This is a genomic window from Polaromonas sp. P1_F1 (assembly GCF_056405795.1).
Window position 1 is genome coordinate 14,570 of the sequence record NZ_JBFUBJ010000013.1, and the last position, 23,196, is coordinate 37,765.

The 23,196-nt window shown below is 61.8% G+C and carries 19 protein-coding genes; 9 read left to right on the forward strand and 10 right to left on the reverse strand.

The features are described 5' to 3' along the window. Positions 1 to 41: 41 nt before the first annotated feature. The 3 genes from AC1DZE_RS22675 to recA form a co-directional block, all read right to left on the reverse strand. Complete coding sequence (locus AC1DZE_RS22675) at positions 42 to 2,021, reverse strand: tetratricopeptide repeat protein (protein ID WP_477700575.1); 1,980 nt, start codon at positions 2,019 to 2,021, stop codon at positions 42 to 44. 46 nt (positions 2,022 to 2,067) lie between these two features. Beyond that, entirely contained in the window at positions 2,068 to 2,595 is a 528-nt protein-coding gene (recX, locus tag AC1DZE_RS22680; RefSeq protein WP_477670588.1) for a recombination regulator RecX, read from the reverse strand. A gap of 74 nt (positions 2,596 to 2,669) precedes the next feature. Beyond that, entirely contained in the window at positions 2,670 to 3,806 is a 1,137-nt protein-coding gene (recA, locus tag AC1DZE_RS22685; RefSeq protein WP_457282065.1) for a recombinase RecA, read from the reverse strand. Between the two features lie 165 nt (positions 3,807 to 3,971). Here recA and AC1DZE_RS22690 point away from each other — a divergent pair, with 165 nt between their 5' ends. The 3 genes from AC1DZE_RS22690 to AC1DZE_RS22700 all read left to right on the forward strand — a co-directional run bounded on the left by AC1DZE_RS22690 (position 3,972) and on the right by AC1DZE_RS22700 (position 6,925). Then, entirely contained in the window at positions 3,972 to 4,481 is a 510-nt protein-coding gene (locus tag AC1DZE_RS22690) for a MarR family winged helix-turn-helix transcriptional regulator (RefSeq protein ID WP_477674212.1), read from the forward strand. Positions 4,482 to 4,587: 106 nt separating this feature from the next. Then, the gene (locus AC1DZE_RS22695; RefSeq protein ID WP_477670586.1) at positions 4,588 to 5,262 is read left to right on the forward strand and encodes a response regulator; all 675 of its coding nucleotides are present in this window, start codon (positions 4,588 to 4,590) and stop codon (positions 5,260 to 5,262) included. Positions 5,263 to 5,413: 151 nt separating this feature from the next. Then, a complete protein-coding gene (locus AC1DZE_RS22700; RefSeq protein ID WP_477670748.1) occupies positions 5,414 to 6,925 on the forward strand; it encodes a sensor histidine kinase N-terminal domain-containing protein in 1,512 nt (503 codons plus the stop codon). 106 nt (positions 6,926 to 7,031) lie between these two features. Here the strand turns inward: AC1DZE_RS22700 and AC1DZE_RS22705 are convergent, their stop codons facing one another. From AC1DZE_RS22705 to AC1DZE_RS22730, 6 genes are all read right to left on the reverse strand, one after another. Further along, positions 7,032 to 9,455 carry a GcvT family protein gene (locus tag AC1DZE_RS22705; protein ID WP_477700576.1) on the reverse strand — a complete coding sequence of 808 codons (2,424 nt, stop codon included), beginning with the start codon at positions 9,453 to 9,455 and terminating at the stop codon, positions 7,032 to 7,034. A gap of 34 nt (positions 9,456 to 9,489) precedes the next feature. Beyond that, positions 9,490 to 10,347: an EamA family transporter gene (locus tag AC1DZE_RS22710; RefSeq protein ID WP_477674384.1), complete on the reverse strand. Its 858-nt coding sequence runs from the start codon at positions 10,345 to 10,347 to the stop codon at positions 9,490 to 9,492. Continuing rightward, on the reverse strand, positions 10,337 to 10,906 hold the full coding sequence (locus tag AC1DZE_RS22715) for a phosphonate degradation HD-domain oxygenase (protein WP_477674385.1): 570 nt from the start codon (positions 10,904 to 10,906) through the stop codon (positions 10,337 to 10,339). The genes AC1DZE_RS22710 and AC1DZE_RS22715 overlap by 11 nt, the downstream gene beginning before the upstream one ends. 131 nt (positions 10,907 to 11,037) lie before the next feature. Further along, complete coding sequence (phnY, locus tag AC1DZE_RS22720) at positions 11,038 to 12,459, reverse strand: phosphonoacetaldehyde dehydrogenase (RefSeq protein WP_477700590.1); 1,422 nt, start codon at positions 12,457 to 12,459, stop codon at positions 11,038 to 11,040. Positions 12,460 to 12,557: 98 nt separating this feature from the next. Then, positions 12,558 to 13,796: a phosphonoacetate hydrolase gene (phnA, locus tag AC1DZE_RS22725; RefSeq protein WP_477672119.1), complete on the reverse strand. Its 1,239-nt coding sequence runs from the start codon at positions 13,794 to 13,796 to the stop codon at positions 12,558 to 12,560. Beyond that, a complete protein-coding gene (locus AC1DZE_RS22730; protein WP_477672120.1) occupies positions 13,783 to 14,598 on the reverse strand; it encodes a phosphonate utilization associated transcriptional regulator in 816 nt (271 codons plus the stop codon). Before AC1DZE_RS22730 ends, phnA begins: the two co-directional genes overlap by 14 nt. Positions 14,599 to 14,778: 180 nt before the next feature. On the opposite strand from AC1DZE_RS22730, the gene AC1DZE_RS22735 reads away from it, so the two are divergent. The 5 genes from AC1DZE_RS22735 (at position 14,779) to AC1DZE_RS22755 (ending at position 20,427) form a co-directional block, all read left to right on the forward strand. Next, positions 14,779 to 15,837 carry a putative 2-aminoethylphosphonate ABC transporter substrate-binding protein gene (locus AC1DZE_RS22735; protein ID WP_477672121.1) on the forward strand — a complete coding sequence of 353 codons (1,059 nt, stop codon included), beginning with the start codon at positions 14,779 to 14,781 and terminating at the stop codon, positions 15,835 to 15,837. A 136-nt stretch (positions 15,838 to 15,973) separates the two neighbouring features. Further along, positions 15,974 to 17,026: a putative 2-aminoethylphosphonate ABC transporter ATP-binding protein gene (locus AC1DZE_RS22740; protein WP_477672122.1), complete on the forward strand. Its 1,053-nt coding sequence runs from the start codon at positions 15,974 to 15,976 to the stop codon at positions 17,024 to 17,026. Further along, complete coding sequence (locus AC1DZE_RS22745) at positions 17,026 to 18,741, forward strand: putative 2-aminoethylphosphonate ABC transporter permease subunit (RefSeq protein WP_477672123.1); 1,716 nt, start codon at positions 17,026 to 17,028, stop codon at positions 18,739 to 18,741. Before AC1DZE_RS22740 ends, AC1DZE_RS22745 begins: the two co-directional genes overlap by 1 nt. Before the next feature lie 31 nt (positions 18,742 to 18,772). Beyond that, positions 18,773 to 19,261 (forward strand): DinB family protein, encoded by a 489-nt coding sequence (locus AC1DZE_RS22750; protein ID WP_477700577.1) that lies wholly within the window; start codon positions 18,773 to 18,775, stop codon positions 19,259 to 19,261. Positions 19,262 to 19,293: 32 nt separating this feature from the next. Further along, entirely contained in the window at positions 19,294 to 20,427 is a 1,134-nt protein-coding gene (locus AC1DZE_RS22755; protein ID WP_477672125.1) for a 2-aminoethylphosphonate--pyruvate transaminase, read from the forward strand. A gap of 113 nt (positions 20,428 to 20,540) precedes the next feature. Here the strand turns inward: AC1DZE_RS22755 and AC1DZE_RS22760 are convergent, their stop codons facing one another. Beyond that, the gene (locus AC1DZE_RS22760; protein WP_477670576.1) at positions 20,541 to 21,497 is read right to left on the reverse strand and encodes a helix-turn-helix domain-containing protein; all 957 of its coding nucleotides are present in this window, start codon (positions 21,495 to 21,497) and stop codon (positions 20,541 to 20,543) included. A gap of 190 nt (positions 21,498 to 21,687) precedes the next feature. Here AC1DZE_RS22760 and AC1DZE_RS22765 point away from each other — a divergent pair, with 190 nt between their 5' ends. Further along, positions 21,688 to 23,178 (forward strand): amino acid permease, encoded by a 1,491-nt coding sequence (locus tag AC1DZE_RS22765; RefSeq protein ID WP_477672126.1) that lies wholly within the window; start codon positions 21,688 to 21,690, stop codon positions 23,176 to 23,178. Positions 23,179 to 23,196: the final 18 nt, after the last annotated feature.

Here is a 23,196-nt window from a genome sequence, read left to right on the forward strand (position 1 = left end):
CGGACCGGACAACCAAACTCCTTGCCTCCCAAAGTTGAAGCTCAGCCTTCCCTTTTGATGTGTTCAAGCGCCTTTGGCAATTCACTGCCGACTTTCTTTACTACTTCTTCCCAACAACGGCTCTCGCCTTGGCGGAATAGGCGCGCCGTGGGGTACCAGGGGCTGTCGTCCCGTTCAAGCATCCAGCGCCAATCTGGCCGATAAGGCAGCATGAGCCACAGCGGTTTTCCCATCGCGCCAACCAGATGGGCGACGCTGGTGTCGACGCTGATGACAAGGTCCACGCAATCAGCCAGAGCAACTGTGTCTTCAAAGGTTTTCAGCGCGTCACCTGCAAAGAAGATGCCGGCCGACTCGACCAGCTCTTGGTCAGCCTCACGCACCTCTTTTTGCAGGCACACCAGCTGGCAGGACTGCGGCAAAGCGTCCAGCAGCGTCGCCAGCGGCATCGACCTGTTCGCATCATTCTGATGTGTCGCGCTACCTGACCAGACCAAGCCCAGCCTTGGGCCGCGCTCTGTGCTGAGCTTTCGCAACTCTCCTTCCCATCCTGTCTTCAGGGCAGGAATGCTTCGCAAGTAGGGAATGGCCGCCGGAATGCTGGTCAGGTCGGTTTCAAACGCGAACGGTAGGCTGAACAATGGGCAGTGAAAGTCAAAATCCCCAGGCAATTGCCCGCGGCCCACAAGAATGCAGTCATCCTTGAAGTCCGCGCAGAGCGGCTCTATCGAAGCCGGGACCGATAAAAATACTTTCGCGCCTCTGGTGGCAATCAAAGGGATGTAGCGCAGCAACTGTATGGTGTCGCCCAAGCCTTGTTCACCATACAGGAAAATGCTTTTACCAATAAGCGACTCGCCGGTCCAAATAGGCTTGCCGAAATTGGGCCTAGGCGGACGCGGACCAAGCGCGCTGGCAAACCACCGCCATTCGTATTCAGGCCAGCCTTGGCGCAGGTCGCCAAGCAGCAAATGGGCAACGGCCTTGTTCCAGTGGAGATTGGCATGGTCGCCCTCCGCCGCGAGACCGCGATCAGCAACCGTCACCACTTCAGCACAGCGACCCAGATTCAGCAGGGTGCAGCCCATGTTGTACAGAACGTGCGTATTTTGCGGCTGCAGGCTAACGGCGCGTTCATGAAAAGCCATGGCCTGATCAAGCCGACCCAACCGGTCGCAGGCCGCACCGGCATTCGACAGCGCGTCCGCATGCTGGGGCTGCAATGCGATCACCTGCTCGTAACTTTGCAAGGCTAACGCATGCTTGCCCTGTGCAGCCTGAATCGCCGCTTTGCCGTCGAGCGCCGGAACATTCCCGGGATGTTCAGCCAGAATGGCATCGATCAGGGCAAGGGCTTCGTCATGGCGGGCCAAACCGTTCAGCGCGCACGCTTTCTGGATGCCGAAGCCATGGGGTGCTCCGTTTTTCATCTGCCCGTCCGCCACCGTGATGACCTCCTGCCAGCGCTGCAAGTCAAGCAACAGCTTGACCTGGTTGGCTGCCGCATCTACAAAGGCCGGATTGATACGCAGGACCTGCTGGTAGCTATCCAGCGCCGCATCCACCTGGTGCAAATTTTCCTGCACGCGGGCCAGCTCAAACCAGGCCAAATCAAAATCAGGCTTCAAAGTCAGAGCCGCTCGGAAACTGCGGACCGCGTCTTCAACCAACGTCTGGCGCATCTGCACCTGTCCCATCAGGAAATGGGCATCCAGAAGACCGCCGTCCAACGCGAGGGCCTGCCTGAAGCTAGCGCTGGCCTCAGGCAGTTCGCCCAGTTCCATCAGGCCATAACCCAGGTTGACATGGGCCAAGCCATCGTTCGGTGTCATGGCAACCACCTGGCGATAGCAGTCGGTGGCCTCGGAAATCCTGCCTTGTGCCAACAATTCGTTGCCACGTGAGCGCAATGACTGGGCATCTTCGTCCGGGACAATCGGTCCGGCAGATACAGCGCTTTTATTGCGTGCCAGTAGGGTGCGGATACTCTGGAAAATGGCTGACTCCTGAAAGTTTTTCACATTCCCAGGCCAGACTTTGGGAGGAAGGGCCACTGCAGCCTGGATCTCAATACCCTTCCTTGTCGGGATTTTTGAGGACCCACGATGCAACCTCCAGTGTAAAACCTCTTCCCGCCAGAAATCGGATTTGCCGGGCATGTTCTGCGGGGTTGGCCGGGGCTGTGCCAAACTTTCGCTGCCAGATGTCTCGCGCCCGTTCGCGCTCGGTGGCCTTAAGCTGCCCAACCGCCTCCCGTATGGCCGTCACGTCCAGTCCTTTGGCCTGCAGCTCCTGCTGGATACGCGAGGCGCCCAGCTTGCGGGAACGCCGGTTGATGACCGAATCGATGACACGCTCTTCGCTGATGAAATCCTTGAGCTCAAGGTCGTCGAGCACCGCCTTCAGCTGGCCCGGCGTTTCTTCATGCGGAGCCAGCTTGCGTTCAAGTTCGGCGCGTGAATGTTCGCGCGCGGCAAGGTAACGCAATGCGCGGCCCTTGAGGGAAAGGCCAAAACCCGCACGGCGGGCGGGTTTGGCGGGGGAGCTGTCTGCCGGGTTTTCCATGTCAAAGGACCCAGCCAGATTGAAATGCAAGCGCTACTCTTTTGATAGCTGCTTGCGCCCATTCTGATTGGTATGTCGCCTTATTTGGCATTCAAAAGACAGGCTCAGGCGGCTACTTTGGCGGGTTTTTCGGCTTTCTCGGCCTTGGGCGCCTTTTCAGCCGGTGCTGGCTCGGTGCCGGCCGCGGCTTGCACCAGCGGAATACCCAGCGATTCGCGCACCTTGTTTTCGATCTCGATGGCGAGTTCGGGGTTTTCTTTCAGGAACTCACGCGAGTTGTCGCGCCCCTGGCCAATTTTTTCGCCGTTGAAGGCATACCAGGCGCCGGCTTTTTCGACGATGTGGCCGGCCACACCCAGGTCCAGCACCTCGCCCAGCCGGCTGATGCCCTCGCCGTAGAGGATGTCGAACTCCGCCGTCTTGAATGGCGAGGCCACCTTGTTCTTGACCACCTTCACCCGGGTTTCGTTGCCGATCACCTCTTCGCCTTTCTTGATGGAGCCGATGCGGCGAATGTCCAGCCGCACCGAGGCGTAGAACTTCAGCGCATTGCCGCCGGTGGTGGTTTCGGGCGAACCGAACATCACGCCGATCTTCATGCGAATCTGGTTGATGAAGATGACCATGCAGTTGGCCTTCTTGATGGTGGCGGTGAGCTTGCGCAGCGCCTGGCTCATCAGGCGGGCCTGCAGGCCGGGCAGCGAGTCGCCCATTTCGCCTTCAAGCTCGGCCTTGGGCGTGAGCGCCGCCACCGAGTCGACCACGATCAGGTCGACCGCGCCGGAGCGGGTGAGCGAATCCACGATTTCAAGCGCTTGCTCACCGGTGTCGGGCTGGCTGATCAGGAGGTCTTGCAGGTTGACACCCAGTTTTTGCGCGTACTGGATGTCCAGCGCGTGCTCGGCGTCCACAAAGGCGCAGGTGCCGCCCAGTTTTTGCATTTCGGCGATGACCTGCAGGGTCAGCGTGGTTTTGCCCGACGATTCAGGGCCGTAGATTTCAACCACACGGCCGCGCGGCAGGCCGCCGACGCCCAGGGCGATGTCCAGGCCCAGGGAGCCGGTGGAAACGACCTGGATGTCTTCGATGACCTCGCCGTCGCCCAGCTTCATGATGGTGCCTTTGCCGAACTGCTTTTCGATCTGGGCCAGCGCGGCCTGCAGGGCTTTGGCCTTCTCGGTGTTCAGGGCGGCGCTTTGTACAGGGTTTTGGGCGGGGTTCAGTTTGCTGGTCAGTTCCATGAAAAACTCCTTGAAAATCAATGATGTAAAACTTTTTTCTCTAATTTCCAGCCTCTGCTTTTAATCACAGCGCTGGATGCATGATCAGTACTTTATGAGCACCATTGAAATAAGTAAACCATATTTTTAGTCAGTTTGCCTGATCAATTGGGTTACCATGATTTCATGGCCGAAACGCCCATTTCACCGACCCTGTCCAGCCCCTTTGGTGCCACCGAAGCAAGCTGGCGGCAGACCCACTTCGGCCGCCTGATGGGCCATGCGCTGCGCCGCTTTGATGAGCGCGTGCTGTCACTGATGGCCAGCAGCATCGAGGTACCGCTGGCGCTGTCCAACCTCGCGGCGCGCGACCAGGTCGGCGCCGCGCACATCCACATCACACGCCACCTGGCCGTGGGCGGCTCGCGCCTGACGGACCTGGCGCAAAGCGCGGGCATGAGCAAGCAGGCCATGGGCGACCTCGTCGACCAATGCGAAGCCTGGGGTTTGGTGACGCGCCAGCCCGACCCGCACGACAAACGCGCCCGCCAGGTGGTGTTCACCGAATCGGGCCTGCTCTGGCTGGAAGCCTTTCACAGAGCGGTTCGGCAAGCCGAGGATGAGTTTCGCCAGGCTGTGGGGCATGATGTAGCTACGGTGGTCGCGCTGGGACTCGAGGCCTACGCAGCAGCCTGATCCCAACCGACGTCAGCAAACCTCTGGCGACAAAAGCCTAAAATTTGCCGAACAAGTAAAACTGGCCCACAGCTCCCGTAATGCGGGCCACTCCCCGGAGACAACCATGCGTATCCTGATTGCCGAAGATGACCAGGTCCTGGCAGACGGCCTGCTGCGCACTTTGCGCGCCTCCGGTGCGGCAGCCGACCACGTGGCCAGCGGCACCGAAGCCGACGCCGCGCTGCTCACCAACACAGAATTCGATCTGCTGATCCTGGATCTGGGCCTGCCGCGCATGCACGGGCTGGAAGTGCTCAAGCGCCTGCGCGCCCGCGGCTCGGCCATGCCGGTGCTGATCCTGACCGCCGCCGACAGCGTGGAAGAACGCGTCAAGGGCCTGGACTACGGCGCCGACGACTACATGGCCAAACCGTTTTCACTGCAGGAACTCGAAGCCCGTGTGCGCGCGCTGATCCGCCGCGGCATGGGCGGCGCCAGCAGCACCATCAAGCACGGCCCGCTGGTGTACGACCAGGCCGGACGCGTGGCCACCATCGACGGCCAGATGCTGGAGCTGTCGGCGCGCGAACTCGGCTTGCTCGAAGTGCTGCTGCAGCGGGCCGGCCGCCTCGTCAGCAAGGACCAGCTGGTGGAACGCCTCTGCGAATGGGGCGAAGAAGTCAGCAACAACGCGATCGAGGTGTACATCCACCGGCTGCGCAAGAAGATTGAAAAAGGCCCGGTGCGCATCGCGACCGTGCGCGGGCTCGGTTACTGCCTCGAAAAAATACCAAATTGATGAGCCCCCACGGTTGCTCACTGCGTGTAGCGCCCTGCCCCCCGAGGGGGCCGCTGCGCCTGCGGCCCGGCAAAGCCGGTTCCGCGGCCCCTGCTGGCATGAAGAGCATGCGCGCCGGACGGACGTCCCGCACGCTTCTTGACCTGTGGCTCTGAGACTCTTCCAGCGCGAGCGCCGAAGCCTCTTCGGCGAGATCCTCGACTGGATGCTCACGCCGCTGCTGCTGCTATGGCCGATCAGCCTGGCGCTGACCTGGCTGGTGGCGCAGAACATTGCAGGCAAGCCATTTGACCGTGCGCTTGAATACAACGTGCAGGCACTGGCCAAGCTGGTGGCGGTCAAAAACAACCAGGTGCAATTCAACCTGACGGCGCCGGCGCGCGAGATCCTGCGCGCCGATGACACCGATCTGGTCTATTACCAGGTTGTGGGCACGCAAGGCGAACTGCTCAGCGGCGAACACGACCTGCCCCTGCCGCCCGATGAAGACAAGCCCACCAACGGCGAGGTGCGGCTGCGCGAAGACCTGATCCAGGGCGAGGATGTCCGCGTGGCCTATACCTGGCTCAAGGTCGAGGTCAAAGCCCCGGCGCCGACAGGCAAGGCGGCGGCACCGCGCAGCGACAAGAGCGCGGGTGCACCCGAAGCCGTGTCCGCCCAGATGGTGCTGGTGCAAGTGGCCGAAACGCTGGAAAAGCGCAAGACGCTGGCCACTGAAATCGTCAAGGGCACCATGGTGCCGCAGTTCGTAACGCTACCGCTGGCCGTACTGCTGGTGTGGCTGGCACTGGTGCGCGGCATCAAGCCGCTGGCCCAGCTTGAAAAGCGCATCCGCGCACGCAAGTCCGACGACATGAGCCCGCTCGATGAAACCGCGGTGCCAGAAGAGGTAGCACCGCTGGTGTCCTCCATCAACGATTTGCTGAGCCGGCTCAAGGTGTCGCTGACCACGCAGAAACGCTTTCTCGCCGATGCCGCGCATCAGTTGAAGACACCGCTGGCGGGCCTGCGCATGCAGGCCGACCTGGCGCAGCGCGAAACCGATGCCGACGAACTCAAAAAATCGCTCAAGCACATCGGCCGTGCCAGCATACGTGCCACCCACACCGTCAACCAGCTGCTGGCGCTGGCACGCGCCGAAACCACAGGCCGCAGCCTCGCCAAGCTGCACATCGACCTGGTGCATATCGTCTCGGAAGTGATGGCCGACTCGGTGCCTCGCGCCCTTGAAAAACAGATCGACCTCGGCTACGACGGGCCCGCCGCCGGCGAGCAGGCGACGCAGCTGGAAGGCAACCCGACCCTGCTCAAGGAGCTGGTGCGCAACCTACTGGACAACGCCATCAACTACACGCCCGAAAAAGGACAGGTCACGCTGCGGCTCATGACCGACCGCTTCAGCGGCGTACTGGTGCTGCTGGTGGAAGACTCCGGGCCGGGCATCCTGGAGTCCGAGCGCGAGCTGGTGTTCCAGCCGTTCTACCGGACGCTGGGCACCAACGTCGACGGCTCCGGCCTGGGCCTGGCCATCGTGCTGGAAATCGCCAAGCAGCATGGCGCCACCATCACCATTGAAGATGCGGCCCTGCCGGGCCACCCGCAAACGCCCGGTACCCGCGTCACCGTGCGTTTTGTCGGGATGGATTTACCTGACGGTCAGTAGCGGCAGCGGCAGCACCTGCACCCATGCACTTTCCCGGGAATTTTTAAGCAAATGAGCCTGCAATCCATACAGAACTTGCGCAAGCAGCTCCTGAAATGATAGCGAATCAGGGTTTGGCAGGCGGCCACTTGTCGTAAAGCTTCGCACCGATGCGCTCGCCCCACAGCTCGATTTGCGCAGGCGTTCCGGCATGCGGCTGGTTGGCGCTGTCGCCGCGCACATAACCCAGCGCCACGCAGGCGCCGGCCAGCGGGCTCCAGCCGACCGACGAAATTTCGCCCACCATTTGCCCGTCCATCACAATCGCCTCGCCGCCCCAGGCAAAGGCATCCGGCGTGTCAAACACCAGCGTGACCAGTTTCTTGCGCAGCGCCAGCCCCTGTGAATTGAGCAACGCGGCCTTGCCGATAAAGTCAGCCGGCTTGTCGAGCCTGACGCTGAAGGCCAACCCCGCCTCCCACGGCGTTTCGTCCGGGCCGAGCTCTGCGCCCCAGGCGCGCCGGCCTTGCTCAATACGCAGCGCATCCAGCGCGTAGTAGCCTGCATCACGAATACCGAGCGCCTTGCCGGCCTCCATCAGTGCCAGGTACACATGGCGCGCCATTTCGATCGGCGTGTAGAGCTCAAAGCCCGGCCCGCCCACATAGCTCATGCGGGCGGCGCGCACGCGGGCAAAGCCCACGTCAATCTCTTTCGTCCATGAGAACTTCAGCGCCTCGGGCGACAGGTCGTCCGGGCTAACGAGCGCCAGCAGCTCGCGCGCCTTCGGCCCCATCACCGACAGCACCGAGTACATCGTCGACACATCGGTCAACACGGCATGTTCCGCTTCGCCGATACGCCGCGTGATCCAGTCGAAGTCCCTTACCGTTTGCGCAGATCCGGTGATGATGAGGAATTGGTTCGCGGCTTGCCTCATCACGGTCAAGTCACTTTCAAAACCGCCGCGCTCATTGAGCATGGCGGTGTAGACCATCTTGCCGACAGACACGTCCATCTCGTTGGCGCACAGGCGCTGCAGCACGGCCAGCGCATCGCGGCCCTGCAACAGGTATTTGGAGAACGAGGTCTGGTCGTAAAGGGCAACGGTTTCGCGCGTGGCTTTTTGCTCCTCAATCATCCACGGGAGCCAGGCCGGTTTGTCGAGGGAGTATTCCGGGCGCGCCTGGCCCTCCGGCCTGAAATAGCTTGCACGCTCCCAGCCATTCTTGCCGCCGAACTCCGCGCCTCTGGCGGCCAGGATGTCGTACAGCGGTGAGGTACGCAACGGCCGCGCCGTTTCCAGTTCCTGACGCGGCCAGCGCATGGCGTAGTGCAGGCCCAGTGTCTCGCCGGTGCGCTCGGCCAGTGCCTTGCGGTTGCCGGTAAAGCTGCCGAAGCGGCGGATGTCCACGTCCCATAAATCGGTGCTGGGCTCCCCACCCACAATCCATTCGGCCATGAGCCGGCCCGCGCCGCCGCTGTTGGCAATGCCGGCCGAATTGAAGCCCGCGCAGACAAAGTAGTTTCGCAATTCGGGCGCTTCACCCAGGATGAAGTTGCCGTCCGGCGTGAAGCTTTCGGGGCCGTTGAGCAGCATCTTGACTTCGGCCGTCTCCAGGCACGGGGTGCGGTGCAGCGCGGCGGTCATCAGCGGTTCGAACTGGTCCCAGTCTTCGTCCAGCAATTCGAACTGGAAGGTCGCCGGAATCGGGTCCATCTTCCAGGGCTTGGCCTGGGGCTCAAAGCCGCCCATCACCAGGCCGCCGACTTCTTCCTTGTAGTAGATGTAGCCGTCTGGGTCGCGCATGACCGGCAGCATGGGGTGCACACCCGGAATCTTGCCGGTGACGATGTAGAAATGCTCAGCCGAATACAGTGGCACATTCACGCCCGCCAGCTTGCCGAACTGGCGCGCCCATTGGCCGGCGCAATTGACGAGGACTTCGCAGCGCACGTCGCCTTGCGCGGTCTTCACGCCCACGGCCTTGCCGTTTTCAATGATGACGCCGGTCACCTCGATGCCTTCGACCATCTTCACGCCGCGGTTGCGCGCGCCCTTGGCCAGCGACATGCAAAGGTCCGCGGGGTTGGCCTTGCCGTCGCCCGGCAGCCAGATCGCGCCCTGCAAATCGTCGGTGCGCATGATGGGGTATTTGTCACCGGCTTCCTGCGGCGAAATCTCATGGCATTCCACGCCGAAGCTGTTGGCCATAGCCACCTGCTTTTTGAGCACCTTCATGCGTTCAGGCGTGCGCGCCACGTTGACGCTGCCGCATTGTTTCCAGCCGGTAGCCAGGCCCGTTTCAGCCTCCAGCGATGCATACAGCTCAATGCCGTACTTGCTCATCTGCGTCATGTTGCGGTTGGGCCGCATCTGGCCGACCAGGCCGGCCGCGTGCCAGGTGGTGCCGCTGGTGAGCTTGCCCTGCTCGAGCAGCAGCACATCGGTCTTGCCCATTTTGGCCAGGTGGTAAGCCACCGAACAACCGGCGATGCCGCCGCCCACGATCACGATTTCTGCATGGCTGGGAAGCGTCGTGGTGGTCATGGCATAAGCCTCACAGAAAGTCGGAAGTTTTGTGTCAAGCCAGGCGGATGGCCATCACGCCGCCAACGATGGCGCAAGTGCCAACAAAGCGGCGTACGGTAAAAGCTTCTTTCAGCAGCCAGCAACCGATCAACACGGCAAACAGCACCGAAGTTTCGCGAAGCGCCGCGACCGTAGCCACGGGCGCACGCGTCATGGCCCATAACGCAATGCCGTATGAGCCCAGCGAGGCCAGTGCGCCGCCGGTAGCCACGGGCCAGCGGTGTTTCGCGTAGTCGGCCATGGCGCGCCCGCGCCGCGCCATCATCAGGAGGCCGAATGGCCAGCCATCGAACAGGAAGAGGGTGGCAACGTACTGCAGGGCGTTGCCTGAAGCGCGAACGCCCAACCCATCGACCACGGTGTAGACGGCGATGATGACGGCGTTGGCCAGCGCAAAGCCGACGGCCTTGGGCGCATGCAGGGCGTGGCGGCTCAGGCCCAGTACCAGCACACCGCAGCAAATACCCAGGATGCCGGCCCAGGCCAGCGGCGTGAGCGTTTCACCCAGGGTGAAACTGGCCGACAGGGCCACCAGCAGTGGCGCTACGCCGCGCATCAACGGGTAGGTCAGGCCCAGGTCGCCATGCTGGTAGGCGCGCGTGGTGGCAATGTAGTAGCCGATGTGAATCAGTACCGATGCGCCGATGAATGGCCAGGCCTCAACCCGCGGCCAGCCGACCAGCAGCACCAGCGGCAACGCCAGCACCGACCCAATCAGGTGAATGACCGCCATGTCCAGCGCTTTGTCGGCACTGGACTTCACCAGGGCATTCCAACCTGCATGCAGCAGCGCGCCAAACAGCACAGCGCCCAGCACCGGCCACGTCAGCGCAAGAATTTCAGGCGGCAAGCGAGGGCTCTGCGGCGGGAAGGGCACAGCGCCTGGCCCGTGCCAGGTAGTGCGCCAGTGGCGGCGTGGCCTTGTGCGCATCTTTCGCGAGATCGTCCCAGAGGCGCAGCTTCACCGCATCCCCGGCACCGGGCTGCGCGATGAAGCGCGCCGCCTCTTCTGCGGAAAAGATGCCGCCCTGCAGCTGCAGGCTGCGTTTGGAATCCGCTGAAAGGCTGGAATGGTAACCACGCCGCGCCGCGCACAGATAGCGCTTGGCATCCACATGCAGCTTTATGGCGTCCAGCACCTCGTCGGGGAAAAGACCCCGCAAAAAAGGCAGTGCTCGGTACTGGTGAACGTCATCCACACCACGCAGCGACGGTGTCTCACCCAGGTCGTGCAACAAGTGCCCCAGGTCATGCAACAGTGCCGCGGTCACCAGCGCATCGCTCGCGCCTTCGGCTTCGCCGAGCGCCGCAGTCTGTAACGCGTGCTGGAGTTGCGTCACGGGTTCGCCGCTGTATTGCTCGCCGCCGCGCTCTTTGAAGAGTTGTTCGATGTCGTCAAAGTTCAGCACGTGAATTCCTTACACAGTACGCATTGAAGAAGAAGGCTACTTAAGCCAGCGGCCGCCGTGGAACCGGCTTCGCCGGGCCGCAGGCTGCGCCCCCTGGAAGGGGGAGGCGCCGAAGGCGCTTCGGGGGTGAATCATGAGCTCCATGGGAGCGAATAGGTTTTTAGATTGGTGAAGCTTTTAATCGCTTCCTGCACGCCCTCTTTATAGCCCAGGCCCGAGTCCTTGATGCCGCCAAAAGGCGTGAGCTCCAGGCGATACCCAGGCACCTCCCGCACATTGACGGTACCGACGTGCAACTCGCTGACAAACCGGTTGATGTAGTCCAGGCGATTGGTGCAGACGGCACTTGAAAGACCGTAGGCCGTGCCGTTCGAAATCTGGATGGCTTCGTCAATGCTTTTGAAGCGGATCACCGGGGAGACCGGCCCGAAGGTCTCCTCGTGCGCCACCGTCATCTGCGGCAACACATGGTCCAGCAGCGTAGGTGAATAAAGCGCGCCGCGCCTATGGTTGCCCGCCAATAGTTTCGCGCCCTGCGCCACCGCTTCATTCACACGCGACTCAAACAGCATAGCCGCCGGCTCATCAATCACCGTGCCCATGTCGTTGGCCTTGTCGGCCGGGTCGCCGTATTTCCAGGCCAGGGTCTTGGCCAGCACCTGCTCCACAAACTCGCCCGCCACCGCCTCATGCACCATGAGCCGCTTGATGGCCGTGCAGCGCTGGCCTGAATTTTTGTATGAACCCTGCACGGCCAGCGTGGAGGCCTCATTGAGATCGGCATCCTCCATCACGATGATGGGGTCGTTGCCGCCCAGCTCCAGCACCACGCGCCGGTAACCGGCCTTGCCGGCGATGTACTTGCCGATGGCCACGCCACCCGTAAATGTCACCAGGTCGACCATCGGGTTGGTAATCAGTTCGTCCGCAATCTCGCGCGGGTCACCCGTCACCACGCTGAGCATTTCGGGCGGCAACCCCGCCTCATAGAGGATATCGGCGAACAGGATGGCCGAGAAAGGCACTTTCTCGGAAGGTTTGAGCACCATGCGATTGTTGCTTGCAATGCTGGGCACCACCTTGTGCGCCACCTGGTTCATCGGGTGGTTGAACGGCGTGATGGCGGTGATCACGCCCAGGAGCGGGGAGCGGTGCGTGTAGACGCGACGCTTCTTGCCGTGCGGCGTGAGGTCGCAGCTGAAGATCTGGCCGTCGTCCTTGAGCACCTCGGTTGCGCCGAAGAGCAGCACGTCACTGACACGGCCTGCTTCGTAGATGGAGTCCTTCAGGCAGAGCCCCGCCTCCGCCGTGATGAGATTCGCGACCTCCATCAACCGCGACTGGACGATGGCCGCCGCGCGGTTGAGGATGGCTGCGCGTTCATAACGGCTCAGCTGGGGCTTGCAGGCGTGCGCCCTGGCGAAGGTTTCACGGACTTCCTCAAGCGTGGCCTTGGGCACGCTCCCCAGCAGCTTGGTCGTGTACGGATCGAACACCTCGATCGCGCGGTCACCGGTCCGGCCAGCGCCAACCTTGCGGCCAGCCAGTCGCATGGCATTGAGCTGGTGGTCGCGGATGTACTGGTCAATCACTCTGCGGCTTTCAGGACAGGTTATGTGCGGACATGTTTCTTGCGCTTGTTGCCGGATATCTATTGGGCGTAATTGAGCGCCAGATCGAAGGCATCGAAATTACGAAAACGCCGGTTACGGTTCAGGCCCGGCAAGTCCCGGTTCACGATCAGCGGGACACGCTGCTCGCTCATGCCGCCGTGGGACCGCAAGGGCACTTCGAGCGCAGAAAGATCGTGGCGCGAGGCCGACGTCCCGATCACGGTGAAACGTTCGGACACCGCCACGATGTCACCGATCCGGTCGGCCGGGAGTTCGAAGCGCTCGGCGGCCTGTTCACGTGAAAGCACCAGCTCCATGCCCTTGAGCGCCGCCAGCCGTTTGCGGGCAGCCTCGATGTTCGTGCCCTCGGGCAAGTAGACCGTGGCGAAGGATCCCAGCGCGCCGTGATGCACCACATAGGGGTCGGTGATCGGAAGAATCACACGCGCAACGCCCGCGCCCAGCCAGTTGTCAAACCAGTCCTGCAGGTAGATCACGTCGGGCGTGCCGTCCATGGCGACCTTGGCATTCATGCCGTGGTCGGCCGTGAGCACGATCACGCAACCCAGGTCGTCGAGCTGCTGCATATAGCCGTCCATCATGCGGTAGAAGGAATTGGCGCCGTCGGTGCCGGGCGCGTGCTTGTGCTGCACGTAGTCGGTAGTCGACAGGTACATCACATCAGGTTTGTACTTCTGCATGATCTTCACGCCGGCGGCAAACACGAACTCCGACAGGTCTGCGCTGTAGACGCTGGGCAGCGGCTGGCCCACCAGGCCCAGCACGTCTTCAATGCCGTTTTCTTCCAGCGTGACCTGGTCGGCCTTCTCGGATGAAAAACAAATGCCCTTCATCTTGTGGCCCAGCAGCTTGCGCAACTTGTCTTTGGCTGTGACCACCGCCAGGGACTTGCCCGCGTCTGCAAGGGCCGCAAGCAGCGTGGGCGCACGTAGCCACTTGGGGTCATTCATCATGACCTCGGTTTCGGTGGCGGTATCGAACAGGTAGTTGCCGCAGATGCCGTGCACGCTGGGCGGTGCGCCCGTCACGATAGACAGGTTGTTGGGGTTGGTGAAGCTGGGCACCACGCAATCACCCGTCAGGCCCGAACCCAGCGCCAGGGTGCGCTTGAGCCACGGCATGTGGCCGGTGGCCACGGCCTGCGCCAGGTAGTCGGGCTCGCAGCCGTCAACGCACACCACCACTACAGGCTGGGTCGGCAACCGGTACGCCCGGCCATTGACTTTCACTTCGGTTTTTTTATCAGCGACTGCCACGTTGGAGTCTTCCCTTTTCCATGTTTTTCTCTGGGCTTTTTGCGGTGTCGTCTTCGATCAGGTGCGCAGCTTTGGCCTGTGCCGAACGGGCAGCCGGGCTGGCCTGCAGGCGCGCCTGTCGCCGCAGGTCGTTTTCAATCGTGCGCTCCTTGCTTTCGATCACGTGGTCGTACATGGCCCGGCCCGCGACGTCTGCGTCGCCGGACGCGATGGCCTTGACGATCTGCCGGTGTTCGCTGGCCGAGATCGGCATGAGCCAGCCGTCGGCCAGGTTCAGGCGCCGGAACAGCGACAGCTCCTTGATGAGCTTGCGATAGATGGCCGTGAGCTTGCTGTTGCCGGCCATTTCCACCAGCCGGTCGTGGAATTTCAGGTTAAGCAGGTGGTAGTTGTAGGCGTCTTCTGCCTTGACGGCCTTTTCCATCGAGTCGACGAGACCCCGGATTTCCTTGAGCTGGGCCGGCGTGATGTTCCTGGCAAGCTGGCGGCCTACGAGTTCGTCCATCGCGGCGCGCAGATCGAAAATCTCGACAGCTTCCTCGATGGGAATGTCACGCACGAAGACGCCGCGGTTTTTTTCGTTGCGCACCAGGCCGGCTTCCTCCAGCATGCGGAAGGCTTCACGCACTGGTCCGCGGGAGACACCCATCTTTTCGGCCAACGCCGCTTCAATGAGTTTGCTGCCCGGTTCGTATTCGCCAACAAGAATGGCACGCTCGATTTCCTGCTGCACCACGGTGGTGAGGGAACTGGTCTGCAACAGCGCGATAGTGGGATGAAACACGGCATTCATGCTCTGCATTGAAGCACAAAACACAGGATTGTCAACAATCTGCAAAAAACAATTGACAAGATAAAAGGGGCAGCGTTAAATAAATATTGAGCTGGGTTGATATGACCTGAACACAGGTTGGTCATCGCAGTGTCACTGCCCCGACACGAACAGGTCACAACATTGCAGGTTTTCCACAAAGGACTTTTTATGCAGCTGGCTACCCATCTCAAATCCCTGCCAAAGGCGATCGCTCTTATCGGCTTTTTTGGCCTGCTCACCGCTGCCACCGGCGCATTCGCCCAGAAAACCCAGCTGCTGGTCTACACCGCGCTGGAAACCGACCAGATCAAGGCCTATCAAGAGGGCTTCAACAAGGTCTACCCCGATATCGAAATCAAATGGGTCCGCGACTCGACCGGTGTGATCACCGCCAAGCTGCTCGCCGAAAAATCCAACCCCCAGGCCGACACCATCATGGGTGTGGCCGCCTCCAGCCTGGCCCTGCTCGACAAGCAGGGCATGCTCGAACCCTACGCGCCGATCAACCTTGACGGCATCATGAGCCAGTACCGCGACAAGAAAAAAGTCCCCGCCTGGTTCGGCATGGACGTGTGGGGCGCCACCGTGTGCTTCAACACCGTCGAAGCCAAAAAGAAAAACATCCCCACACCCGAGACCTGGCAGGACCTGACCAAGCCCATTTACAAAGGCCAGATCGTCATGCCCAACCCCGCCTCCAGCGGCACCGGCTACTTCGACGTGACCGCCTGGCTCACGCTTTTCGGCGATAAAGACGGCAAGGGCGGCGGCTGGAAGTACATGGACGCCCTGCACGAAAACATCGCGCAGTACACCCATTCGGGTTCCAAGCCCTGCAACATGGCCGCCTCCGGAGAATTTCTGGCGGGCATTTCGTTTGAGTACCGCGGCAACACCAACAAGGCCAAGGGCGCGCCAATTGATCTGGTGTTCCCCAAGGAAGGACTGGGCTGGGACCTGGAAGCCTTTGCCATCCACAAAGGCACCAAGAAGCTGGACGCCGCCAAGAAACTGGCTGACTGGGCTTCGAGCAAGGACGCGATGATGCTCTACGGCAAGAACTTCGCCATCACCGCGCAGCCTGGACTGGCGCCGCCTCTGGCCAATGTGCCGAAAGACTATGAGGCCCGCCTCGTCAAGATGGATTTCAGCTGGGCAGCGGACAACCGCGAGCGCATTTTGAACGAGTGGACGAAGCGCTATAACTCCAAAACAGAGAAGAAGTAGCCCCCTGTCGGCGGCCTTTTGGCCGCCGTCTCCCCCTCAGGGGGACAGCCGCTGTGGCCCGGCGGAGCCGGTTCCACGCCGCTGCTTGCCCTTTGCGCTGGCGCGACCGTTCAGGTAATACACGTATGACCCACGAATGAACAACGACACTTTTCTGAGCCTGCGTCATATCCGCAAGGAGTTCGGCGCCTTCACCGCGCTGCAAGACATCAACCTGGACATCCGCAAGGGCGAGTTCGTGTGCTTCCTCGGCCCATCAGGTTGCGGCAAGACGACTTTGCTGCGGATCATTGCCGGGCTGGAGGTTCAGACCTCGGGTGAGGTGCACCAGGGTGGGCGTGACATCTCGCGGCTGCCGCCGGCTTTGCGTGACTACGGCATCGTGTTTCAGAGTTACGCGCTCTTTCCCAATCTGAGCGTGGCCGATAACGTGGCCTATGGGCTGGTCAATCGCAAGACGCCCAAGGCTGAAGCGGCCCAACGCGTGAGCGAGCTGGTCAAGCTTGTGGGTCTGCCGGGCAGCGAAGCCAAATATCCCAGCCAGTTGTCGGGCGGTCAGCAGCAGCGTATTGCGCTGGCGCGCGCGCTCGCCACCTCCCCAGGCTTGCTATTGCTCGATGAACCTCTTTCGGCGCTCGATGCGCTCGAGCGCGTCCGCCTGCGCCAGGAAATTCGCGCGCTGCAGCAGAAACTGGGCGTAACCACCATCATGGTGACGCACGACCAGGAAGAAGCCTTGAGCGTGGCCGACCGCATCGTGGTAATGAATCACGGCCTGATCGAACAGGTGGGAACACCGATGGAAATTTACCGCGAGCCGGCTTCGCCGTTCGTGGCGGATTTTGTCGGCAAGGTCAATGTCATGCCTGCGCATGTCAACGGCGGCCAGATGAGGTTCGGCACCTTGTGCCTGCCTTGCGACGGCACCGACCGCGAGGTCAAGGTTTACCTGCGCCCGGAAGATGTGCTGGCCCGGCCCATTGCAGCGGATGATGCCCACGTGTTCGACGCCACTATCGAAAAGATCGAATTCCTCGGCTCCTTCTGCCACGTTCACGTGGCCTCTCCTGCACTCGGCAGCCACAAGCTCACGGTTTACCTCTCGCTCAATTTCCTGTCGGAGCAATCCTTGCAGGTAGGCTCGACCCTCCCCCTCAAGTTGCTGCCAGAGCGCATCAAGGTGTTCTGATGCCCGTCTACACACCTCCTGCTTTGCCCCTGGTGCGGCAGCGCGTGCACTGGATTGACCACCTGGCCTACGCTGCCCTTGCGCTGGCGGCTATTATTTTGATAGCATTTCTGGCAGCCCCGCTGCTGGCCATCCTGCAGCAGGCCGTACAGGACAAGGCCGGGGATTTCATCTGGCTTGACAACTTCATCGAGTACGCCAAGACTCCGGCTCTACTGGAAAGCCTGTGGAACAGTCTCTGGATTTCAGGCGCCGTCACCCTGATTGCGGTACCCCTGGCGTTTGGTTTTGCCTATGCGCTGACCCGTTCGTGCATGCAATACAAGGCGCTGTTTCGCGGCATCACGCTGGTTCCCCTGCTGGCACCTTCCCTGCTGTCAGCCATTTCGCTGATTTACTGGTTTGGCAACCAGGGGGTGCTCAAGGGCTGGATGCAGGGTATCGGTATCGACCAGATTTATGGTGCGCCCGGCATTGTGGTGGCCGAATGTTTTGCGGTGTTTCCGCATGCGCTGATGATTCTGGTTACCGCGCTCAGCCTGTCCGACGCTCGGCTGTACGAGGCAGCCAATGCCATGGGCACCAGCGCCAGGCGCAAGTTCTTCACCATCACGCTGCCCGGCGCCAAATACGGTCTCATCTCCGCAGCGCTCGTCACCTTCACGCTGGTCATGACGGACTTCGGCATTCCCAAGGTGATAGGCGGCAACTTCAATGTGCTGGCCACCGACGTTTTCAAGCTGGTGATCGGCCAGCAGGATTTCGCCAAGGGCGCAGTGGTCGCCATCCTGTTGCTGGCGCCTGCCGTCCTGACATTCGCGGTGGACAGCTACGTCAGCAAACGCCAGACCGCGATGCTGACGGCGCGTGCCGTGCCCTACCGGCCCACGCCTTCGCTCGGCTACGACCGGGTCATGACGCTGTACTGCTGCGCCATCGCCTTCCTGGTGCTGGCCATGCTGGGCATGGCGGTGTTCGCATCCTTCGCCAGCTTCTGGCCCTACAACCTTACGCCCAGCCTGCGCCACTACACCATGGGCCTGATCGACGCGGAAGTCGGTGTCGGTTTTCTCAACAGCCTGAAGATGGCGGCGGGCACGGCCTTCTTCGGCACCGCGCTGGTGTTTTGCAGCGCCTACCTGCTCGAAAAGACCAAAGGCATGGACGGCCTGCGCGGCTTTGTGCGCATGCTGGCCATGTTGCCCATGGCCGTACCCGGCCTGGTGCTGGGCCTGGGCTACATCTTCTTTTTCAATGCGCCCGACAATCCTCTGAACGGCCTGTACCACACGCTGACCCTGCTCACGCTGTGCACCATTGTTCACTTCTACACCACCGGCCACCTCACAGCGGTGACCGCACTCAAGAGCCTTGATGGCGAATTTGAAGCCGTCAGCGCCTCGCTCAAGGTGCCCTTCTTCAAGACCTTCTGGCGCGTCACACTGCCCATCTGCACGCCCGCGCTGGTCGACATTGCGCGCTACTTCTTCATCAACGCCATGACCACCATCTCCGCCGTGGTGTTTCTCTATTCGCCCGAAACCAAAGTCGCGTCGATCGCCATCCTGAACCTGGATGAAGCCGGCGAAATGGGCGCTGCCGCAGCCATGGCCGTCCTGATCGGTATGGCATCAACGATTGCAACTCTGCTTTTCATGGCGCTGGCGTGGTGGGTCAACCGCCGTACGCAAGCATGGCGAATCAGTTCGCGCTAGGCGCTTTATGACAGCCCAGCGCAACATCCGCATGCTCACACGTTACAGCGCGTGGGCCAACGACCGTCTGTTCGGCGCATTAAAGCAACTTCCCGCAGCTGAACTCCTGGCATCGCGCGCGACCGGCTTTGGCAACATGCTTCGCACGCTGAACCACGCCTATGTGGTGGATCTCATCTGGCAGGCGCACCTGCAGGGGCGGCCGCATGGCTTCAGCTCCCGCAACACAGAGGCGACCCCCACACTGGAAGAGCTATGCGCAGCTCAGGGGCAAATCGACATCTGGTACATCGAATACGCAGACGCCATGAGCCTTGAAGCGCTCGACGAGATCGTGCATTTCACGTTCATCGATGGCGAAGCGAGTGCCATGACACGGGGAGACATGCTGCTGCACGTTGTCAACCACAAGACCTACCACCGGGGCTACGTGGCCGACATGATCTACCAGGTTCCTGCGCGCCCCCCAGGCATGGACCTGCCCGTATTCCTGCAGGGATACCCGGCCCGACTGAATTGAATCGCCCGCAACGAAGACCACAGGCATAACAAATGGACAGAGACAAAATCCTCCTCACCCCCGGGCCGCTGACCACCACCCTGCGCACCAAGCTCGCGATGCTGAAAGACTGGGGCTCCTGGGACAGCGATTTCAATGCAGTGACCGCGAGTGTGCGCAAAAGCCTGCTGGCCGTCATCCATGGGCAGGAATCGCACGTCGTCGTTCCTCTGCAAGGCAGCGGCACTTTCAGCGTGGAGGCGGCGGTGGCTACGGTGGTACCGAAAGACGGCCACGTACTGGTGATGGACAACGGCGCTTATTGCAAGCGTGCAGCCAGGCTCACCACGCTGATGGGACGGCGCTGCACCATCATGCCCTTCGACGAAGCTGCACAGGTCTCTCCCGCCGCACTGGACGCCATGCTGGAAGCCGACACCAGCATCACCCACGTCATGCTGATCCACTGCGAGACAGGCGCGGGGGTACTTAACCCGCTGAAGGAAGTGGCCGATGTCTGCAAAACCCATGGCAAGGGCCTGCTGGTGGACGCCATGAGTTCCTTCGCCGCGATAGACATCGACGCGCGCAAGGTGCATTTCGACGCACTGGTGGCGGCCAGCGGAAAATGCCTTGAAGGTGTGCCCGGCATGGGTTTTGTCTTCATCCGCAAGGCCGTACTGGACGGTTGTGCCGGCCGCAGCCAGTCGCTGGCCATGGACCTGCACGACCAGCACGCCTACATGGAAAAAACCACGCAGTGGCGCTTCACGCCGCCCACCCATGTGGTGGTGGCGCTGGCCGAAGCCATTGCCCAGTTTGAGGAAGAAGGCGGCCAGCCAGCGCGCCTGGCGCGCTATACCGCCAACTACACCACCCTGGTCACCGGCATGGCAAGGCTCGGTTTCAAACCCTTCCTGGACCCGGCCATCCAGGCGCCCATCATCGTGACCTTCCACGCGCCAGGCGACAGCCGCTACGAATTCAAGAAGTTCTATGCCGCTGCACGAGATCGCGGCTTTGTCCTATACCCGGGCAAGCTCACACAAGTAGAAACTTTCAGGGTGGGCTGCATCGGTGCGATCGGCCCGAACGAGATCGAGCAAGCCGTACTGGCTGTGGCGGGTGCCCTGCAGGACGTGGGCATCACGTCCGCCGCACCGGCAACCCACGCGCACGGAGCGTAGGCCCTGAGAACGTCTCTTTACAAGCATGAGCCGTGGAACCGGCTTTGCCGGGCCACAGGCGGGCGTCCCCCTCGGGGGGCAGGGAGCTACACGAAGTGAGCGACCGTGGGGGCCTAGTGACTTCGGCGAAACGCCTCGGAAGGCAACTCGCCAAACATTTGCTGATAGTCGTGCGCGAAATGACCAAAATGCCAAAACCCAAGGTGCGTTGCAGCCGCCGTCACGGACGTAGCGGTCTTCAATGCCTGCCTGGCCGCGTTCAAACGCACGGCGCGCAGGTAAGCCAATGGGCTGATGCCCAGCGCCGTTTGAAAACCGTTTTGCAAGGTTCGGCGGCTCACGCCGAGCTGTTCACACAGGGCCAGGACCGTAGGCGGTTGATCGAGCTGCGTATGCACCAGCTCGCGGGCGCGCCGCGTCAGCGTCCAGTGCGCATGGGTGCCGGCCGAATCCACGGTATCCACCGGCGCAAGTACGCGGCCGAGTTGCTCCATCACGGTGTCAAGCATCGCCGCCTGGACGGATGCAGACTGCAGCAGCGCCGGGGCAGCCTCCACGGTATCCATCACACCCGTGAGGCATTGCCGGAGACTGGCCTGTGCCGCAGCGTCCAGCCTGCGCAAGCCGGCCTGCGCACCCAGCCGGGCTTGCAGTGCCGGGTCATGTCGGCTGCAGCGGCGCCAGGCCGCCTCATCGAGCTCCAGCCCCAGCATCACATGACGCCGGGAAGAGCGGAACTCAAAACCCGACGCCCCCGAAAACACATGCAATGCACCAGCGTCGCTGGGCGCGCCGCAAAAAACGCTGGGGCCTTCGACCTGAAGCGGCAGCCCCAAGGCCAGGGCACCATCGCGTATCCGTCCGGTCTGGTACACCGACTCCCGCAGGCTTTCCACAAAGAGGCGAAGGCCCGCGAATTCCAGCTGGCGCACTTCCCCACCGAACGCACCGCGAGACAGCTGGAGGTAGCTCTGGTTCCAGCCCGTGAGTGCCGCCGCCTGCTCGTCTGCGTCGGCGAACGACGCGCGGGACAGCAGGGCTGGCGGGAGAGTGTCAGGCGTGTGGACCATGGCCGCATTCTTGCAGGATTCGTGCCGTGTGCAAGCAACGCTTTGAAACACTTCGACTTACTCGCCGTCTCTTTAAGCTCACTCTCGCTGCGTTACTTGCCGAAATGGGATTTCAGCGCACCTACGCTCGCCCTACGATGCAAGACAGCCCCACCGGGCCCTCAACCTTGCAACCTATAAGGGAGCCACCATGTCAGAACGTTCCAGCGTGCAATACGCGAAAGTCGACGGCAGCTATTTTGAAAAGAGGGGGCTGCGCCGCTATGCCGGTGTCTGGTCGCTCTGGGCACTCGGCGTTGGCGCCGTGATCTCCGGCCACTTCGCCGGCTGGAACCTGGGTCTGGCCAACGGCTGGGGCAGCATGTTGCTGGCCACCATCATCATCTCCGTGATGTATCTTGGCCTGACCTTTTCGCTGGCCGAAATGTCGCCTGCGCTGCCCCATACCGGTGGCGCCTATTCCTTTGCGCGCACCGCCATGGGGCCCTGGGGTGGCTTTCTAACCGGGCTGGCCGAAAACGTGGAATACGTGCTGACGCCGGCCGTCATCGTGTTCTTCATCGGCAGCTACATGGGCAGCATCTTCGGCACACCACCGGCCTGGCAGCCTTTGTGGTGGATCGGTTTTTACATCGTCTTCATCGGGCTGAACATCATCGGCGTCGAGCTGTCGTTCAAGATCACACTGGCCGTCACGCTGCTGGCGCTGGCCTGCCTGGTGGCGTTCTGGATCAGCGCCTTTCCCAAGATCGACTTCGCACGCTGGGCCATGAATGTCGGCGCCGGCGGCGCCGTGCTGCCCGAGGGCCGCGGTCCCTTCCTGCCGCTGGGCTTCGCCGGCGTGCTGGCGTCGCTGCCATTTGCGGTGTGGCTGTTCCTGGCAATCGAGCAGCTACCGCTGGCGGCTGAAGAGTCGGTGGACCCGCGCCGTGACATGCCGCGCGGCATCATTGCCGGCATCTTCACGCTCATCCTCTCGGCCTTCATGATCCTCTGGCTCAACCCCTCGGTCGCAGGCATAGGCTCGCACGCGCTGAGCACCTCGGGTGAGCCGCTGCTCGACGGCTTCAAGGCAATTTACGGCAACGGCATCGCCAAGATACTGGCGCTGGTGGCCGTGCTGGGCCTGGTGGCGAGTTTTCACACCATCATCTTTGCCAAGGGCCGGCAGATCTATTCGCTAAGCCGCGCCGGGTACTTTCCTTCGGCACTGTCCGTCACGCACGGCAGCCGCAAGACTCCGCACATCGCCATGATCGTCGGCTCGGTGGTGGCGCTGGTGGTCATGTTTGTGCTGTGGTTTTCGCTGGGCGTTGACAAAGGCTCGGCCGTCATCGGCGGCACCTTGCTCAACATGGCGGTGTTCGGCGCCATGTTCTCTTACGTCATGCAGGCGCTGTCGTTCATTCGGCTCCGCAGCAAGCTGCCGAATATGGAGCGCCCCTACCGCAGCCCCCTGGGTGTCACGGGCGCGGTGCTGACCCTGCTCATCGCCCTGGTCACCATCTACTTCCAGCTCAGCGACCCGATCTACCGCGTGGGCGTGCTGTGGGTGGCGCTGTGGTTTGCCATCGGCGTCAGTTACTTCGCGGTGATGGGCCGGCACCGGCTGATCCTCTCGCCGGAAGAAGAATTTGCGATTGGCCTGGCCGAAAAAGGCCGGGCAAGCGCCCACCCCTAAAACCAAAAGGTGCCCACG